Annotated in this window: 3 rRNA genes; all 3 read left to right on the top strand. The window is 61.0% G+C overall.

From position 1 onward, the window contains the following. The first annotated feature begins 69 nt into the window (after positions 1–69). A 16S ribosomal RNA gene (locus tag BLR12_RS23800) occupies positions 70–1,590 on the top strand. Between the two features lie 499 nt (positions 1,591–2,089). Continuing rightward, positions 2,090–5,233, top strand: a 23S ribosomal RNA gene (locus BLR12_RS23795). A gap of 156 nt (positions 5,234–5,389) precedes the next feature. Beyond that, positions 5,390–5,506: ribosomal RNA gene (gene rrf, locus BLR12_RS23790) — 5S ribosomal RNA — on the top strand. The 16S, 23S and 5S rRNA genes sit together here, the layout of an rRNA operon. The last annotated feature ends 10 nt before the right edge of the window (positions 5,507–5,516 follow it).

The raw sequence follows: 5,516 nt of genomic DNA, 5'->3' as shown, positions 1-5,516 counted from the left end.
TTTTTGTGGGTTTCTTTGGGTTGATTGATCGAGAGCGTCCAGTTCTCGGTTCTCGGCCTGGTTCAAGCATCTACGGAGAGTTTGATCCTGGCTCAGGACGAACGCTGGCGGCGTGCTTAACACATGCAAGTCGAACGCTGAACCCGCTTCGGTGGGGGATGAGTGGCGAACGGGTGAGTAACACGTGGGCAACCTGCCCCCGGCTCTGGGATAACTCCAAGAAATTGGGGCTAATACCGGATGTGACCGCTGGCCGCATGGTCTGGTGGTGGAAAGGGTTTCCGGCTGGGGATGGGCCCGCGGCCTATCAGCTTGTTGGTGGGGTAGTGGCCTACCAAGGCGACGACGGGTAGCCGGCCTGAGAGGGTGACCGGCCACACTGGGACTGAGACACGGCCCAGACTCCTACGGGAGGCAGCAGTGGGGAATATTGCGCAATGGGCGGAAGCCTGACGCAGCGACGCCGCGTGGGGGATGACGGCCTTCGGGTTGTAAACCTCTTTCAGCAGGGACGAAGCGGAAGTGACGGTACCTGCAGAAGAAGCACCGGCCAACTACGTGCCAGCAGCCGCGGTAATACGTAGGGTGCAAGCGTTGTCCGGAATTATTGGGCGTAAAGAGCTCGTAGGCGGTTGGTCGCGTCGGCTGTGAAAACCCGGAGCTCAACTCCGGGCCTGCAGTCGATACGGGCCGACTTGAGTGTTGCAGGGGAGACTGGAATTCCTGGTGTAGCGGTGAAATGCGCAGATATCAGGAGGAACACCGGTGGCGAAGGCGGGTCTCTGGGCAACAACTGACGCTGAGGAGCGAAAGCGTGGGGAGCGAACAGGATTAGATACCCTGGTAGTCCACGCCGTAAACGTTGGGCGCTAGGTGTGGGGGCCATTCCACGGTCTCCGTGCCGCAGCTAACGCATTAAGCGCCCCGCCTGGGGAGTACGGCCGCAAGGCTAAAACTCAAAGGAATTGACGGGGGCCCGCACAAGCGGCGGAGCATGTTGCTTAATTCGATGCAACGCGAAGAACCTTACCTAGGCTTGACATGCACGGAAATCTCCCAGAGATGGGGGGTCCGTAAGGGCCGTGCACAGGTGGTGCATGGTTGTCGTCAGCTCGTGTCGTGAGATGTTGGGTTAAGTCCCGCAACGAGCGCAACCCTCGTTCCATGTTGCCAGCGGATGATGCCGGGGACTCATGGGAGACTGCCGGGGTCAACTCGGAGGAAGGTGGGGATGACGTCAAATCATCATGCCCCTTATGTCTAGGGCTGCAAACATGCTACAATGGCCGGTACAAAGGGCTGCGATACCGCGAGGTGGAGCGAATCCCAAAAAGCCGGTCTCAGTTCGGATTGGGGTCTGCAACTCGACCCCATGAAGTTGGAGTCGCTAGTAATCGCAGATCAGCAACGCTGCGGTGAATACGTTCCCGGGCCTTGTACACACCGCCCGTCACGTCACGAAAGTCGGTAACGCCCGAAGCCGGTGGCCCAACCCCTCGTGGGAGGGAGCCGTCGAAGGCGGGATCGGCGATTGGGACGAAGTCGTAACAAGGTAGCCGTACCGGAAGGTGCGGCTGGATCACCTCCTTTCTAAGGAGCACTCGCCGCCGTCGTCGTGATGGTGGTGCAGAGCCGCGCCCAGCACGTGATGGCCTCCCGCCTGTGGGGGGCCGCGGGTTGCTGGGGTGGTGCTCGAGGGTGGAACGCTGACCAGTTCGGCCGGCGGCCGCGGCCGCTCCTAGTACGGCCCGTCCCCTTTGGTGGGGGTGGGTGGGGAACGGGGTGGGCGGGGTTGGCCGGGCGTAGGCACGCTGTTGGGTCCTGAGGGAGCGGACCGTCTGCCCTGTGGGGTGGGGGGTCGGTTGTCTCGTGTCGGGGCCGTCCGGGTCCTCGTACCGCCCGTCGTCCAGTGCGCGTGTCGCCTGGGGGGTGGGGTTCGGCGGGGGCGTGTCGGGTGGTCGCCGGTTGTTCGTTGAGAACTGCACAGTGGACGCGAGCATCTTCTTTGATTGCAGGCCCGCGCAGCATCACCGGTTCCCGTCTTCGGGCGGGGCGGGGTGGTGGTGGGTGGGGTTTGTTGTAGTTGTGTGGCCAAGTTGTTAAGGGCACACGGTGGATGCCTGGGCACCAGGAGCCGATGAAGGACGTAGGAGGCTGCGATAAGCCTCGGGGAGCTGCCAACCGAGCGTTGATCCGAGGATGTCCGAATGGGGGAACCCCGCACCAGTCATGTGGTGTGACCCGCGCCTGAACACATAGGGCGTGTGGAGGGAACGTGGGGAAGTGAAACATCTCAGTACCCACAGGAAGAGAAAACAACCGTGATTCCGTGAGTAGTGGCGAGCGAAAGCGGATGAGGCTAAACCGTTTCCATGTGATACCCGGCAGGGGTTGTGGGAGCGGGGTCGTGGGACCGTCCAGTGGTTGCTGCCGCAACCGCGGGGAGTGAGAAAGACGCTGCGTTAGTGGAAGGCCTCTGGAAGGGGTCGCCGTAGAGGGTGAGAGCCCCGTACACGAAAACGCGTGTCCTCCCGGACGTGTTCCCAAGTAGCACCGAGCCCGTGGAATTCGGTGTGAATCCGGCGGGACCACCCGCTAAGCCTGAATACTCCCTGGTGACCGATAGCGGACGAGTACCGTGAGGGAAAGGTGAAAAGTACCCCGGGAGGGGAGTGAAATAGTACCTGAAACCGTGTGCCTACAAGCCGTGAGAGCCTGGTCCGCACCTCGTGTGCGGTGGGTGATTGCGTGCCTTTTGAAGAATGAGCCTGCGAGTTAGTGGTACGTGGCGAGGTTAACCCGTGGGGGGTAGCCGTAGCGAAAGCGAGTCCGAACAGGGCGATTCTAGTCGCGTGCTCTAGACCCGAAGCCGAGTGATCTACCCATGGCCAGGTTGAAGCGCGGGTAAGACCGCGTGGAGGACCGAACCCACCAGGGTTGAAAACCTGGGGGATGAGCTGTGGGTAGGGGTGAAAGGCCAATCAAACTCGGTGATAGCTGGTTCTCCCCGAAATGCATTTAGGTGCAGCGTCGCGTGTTTCTTGCCGGAGGTAGAGCACTGGATGGCCGATGGGCCCCACAAGGTTACTGACGTCAACCAAACTCCGAATGCCGGTAAGTGAGAGCGCGGCAGTGAGACTGCGGGCGATAAGGTTCGTAGTCGAGAGGGAAACAGCCCAGATCATCGGCTAAGGCCCCTAAGCGTGTGCTAAGTGGAAAAGGATGTGGGATCGCAGAGACAACCAGGAGGTTGGCTTAGAAGCAGCCACCCTTGAAAGAGTGCGTAATAGCTCACTGGTCAAGTGGTTCCGCGCCGACAATGTAGCGGGGCTCAAGCACACCGCCGAAGCCGTGGCACTCCACCGACAGCCCGTCGGCAGGCCCCTGGGTCTGCCGGCCAGGTGGTGGGGTGGGTAGGGGAGCGTCGTGTGGCGGGTGAAGCGGCGGAGGAATCCAGCCGTGGACGCCACGCGAGTGAGAATGCAGGCATGAGTAGCGAGAGGGGAGTGAGAACCTCCCCCGCCGGAAGACCAAGGGTTCCTGGGCCAGGCTAATCCGCCCAGGGTGAGTCGGGACCTAAGGCGAGGCCGACAGGCGTAGTCGATGGACAACGGGTTGATATTCCCGTACCCGCGAAGGAACGCCCATGCCGAACCCAGCGATGCTAACCGCCCGAACACCCGTGTCCGGTTCTTTCGAGGATCGGTGCGGGGACTAGCGCGGGATCCGGACTGGTAGTAGGCAAGCGATGGGGTGACGCAGGAAGGTAGTCCTACCGGTGAGTGGTAGTACCGGTGCAAGGGTGTGGCCCGCGCCATAGGTAAATCCGTGGCGCACGCAGGGTGAGGCCTGACGCATAGCCGATTGCGGTGAATGGGATGATCCTATGCTGCCGAGAAAAGCCTCTAGCGAGTTCCGAGCGGCCCGTACCCCAAACCAACTCAGGTGGTCAGGTAGAGAATACCGAGGCGATCGAGCGAACTGTGGTTAAGGAACTCGGCAAAATGCCCCCGTAACTTCGGGAGAAGGGGGGCCGTTTCCCGTCAAGCGCCTAGCGCGTGGCAGCGGGGGGCGGCCGCAGAGACCAGTGAGAAGCGACTGTTTACTAAAAACACAGGTCCGTGCGAAGTCGTAAGACGATGTATACGGACTGACGCCTGCCCGGTGCTGGAACGTTAAGGGGACGGGTTAGTGCACTTGCGTGTGCGAAGCTCAGAACTCAAGCGCCAGTAAACGGCGGTGGTAACTATAACCATCCTAAGGTAGCGAAATTCCTTGTCGGGTAAGTTCCGACCTGCACGAATGGCGTAACGACTTCTCAGCTGTCTCAACCACAGGCTCGGCGAAATTGCACTACGAGTAAAGATGCTCGTTACGCGCGGCAGGACGGAAAGACCCCGGGACCTTCACTACAGCTTGATATTGGTGTTCGGTTCGGCTTGTGTAGGATAGGTGGGAGACCGTGAAGCGGGCACGCCAGTGTTCGTGGAGTCGCCGTTGAAATACCACTCTGGTCGAATTGGATGTCTAACCTCGGTCCGTGATCCGGATCAGGAACAGTGTCAGGTGGGTAGTTTAACTGGGGCGGTTGCCTCCCAAAATGTAACGGAGGCGCCCAAAGGTTCCCTCAGCCTGGTTGGCAATCAGGTGTCGAGTGCAAGTGCACAAGGGAGCTTGACTGTGAGACCGACGGGTCGAGCAGGAGCGAAAGCTGGGACTAGTGACCCGGCACCGGCATGTGGAAGCGGTGTCGCTCAACGGATAAAAGGTACCCCGGGGATAACAGGCTGATCTTCCCCAAGAGTCCATATCGACGGGATGGTTTGGCACCTCGATGTCGGCTCGTCGCATCCTGGGGCTGGAGTAGGTCCCAAGGGTTGGGCTGTTCGCCCATTAAAGCGGTACGCGAGCTGGGTTTAGAACGTCGTGAGACAGTTCGGTCCCTATCCGCCGCGCGCGTAAGAGACTTGCGAAGAGCTGTCCCTAGTACGAGAGGACCGGGACGGACGAACCTCTGGTGTGCCAGTTGTACCGCCAGGTGCACTGCTGGTTGGCTACGTTCGGCAGGGATAACCGCTGAAAGCATCTAAGCGGGAAGCTCGCTTCAAGATGAGGTCTCTCACCGGGTCAACCGGGTAAGGCCCCCGCCCAGACCAGCGGGTTGATAGGCCGGAAGTGGAAGCACCGCGAGGTGTGGAGCTGACCGGTACTAACAGGCCGAGGGCTTGACCACACAACCACAACCACCCCCACCCCTGTGGGGGGCGGCGGTTCCAAGGCAAGAAGCCAGACCTGCGGGTCACGCGTCCACTGTGCGGTTCTGAACGCACAACCCCCACCCCCCCGTACACCGTGGGGGGGTGCCGGCGGGTTGTTCCGTTCACAGCGTTACGGCGGCCATGGCGAGAGGGAAACGCCCGGACCCATTCCGAACCCGGAAGCTAAGCCTCTCAGCGCCGATGGTACTGCCCCGGAGACGGGGTGGGAGAGTAGGACGCCGCCGGACAACCATTCCA

The sequence above is a fragment of the Geodermatophilus sp. DSM 45219 genome (assembly GCF_900104025.1).
Classification (GTDB): domain Bacteria; phylum Actinomycetota; class Actinomycetes; order Mycobacteriales; family Geodermatophilaceae; genus Geodermatophilus.
The sequence above is the reverse complement of the archived record's forward strand: the minus strand, read 5'-3'. Positions and strand labels throughout refer to the sequence as shown.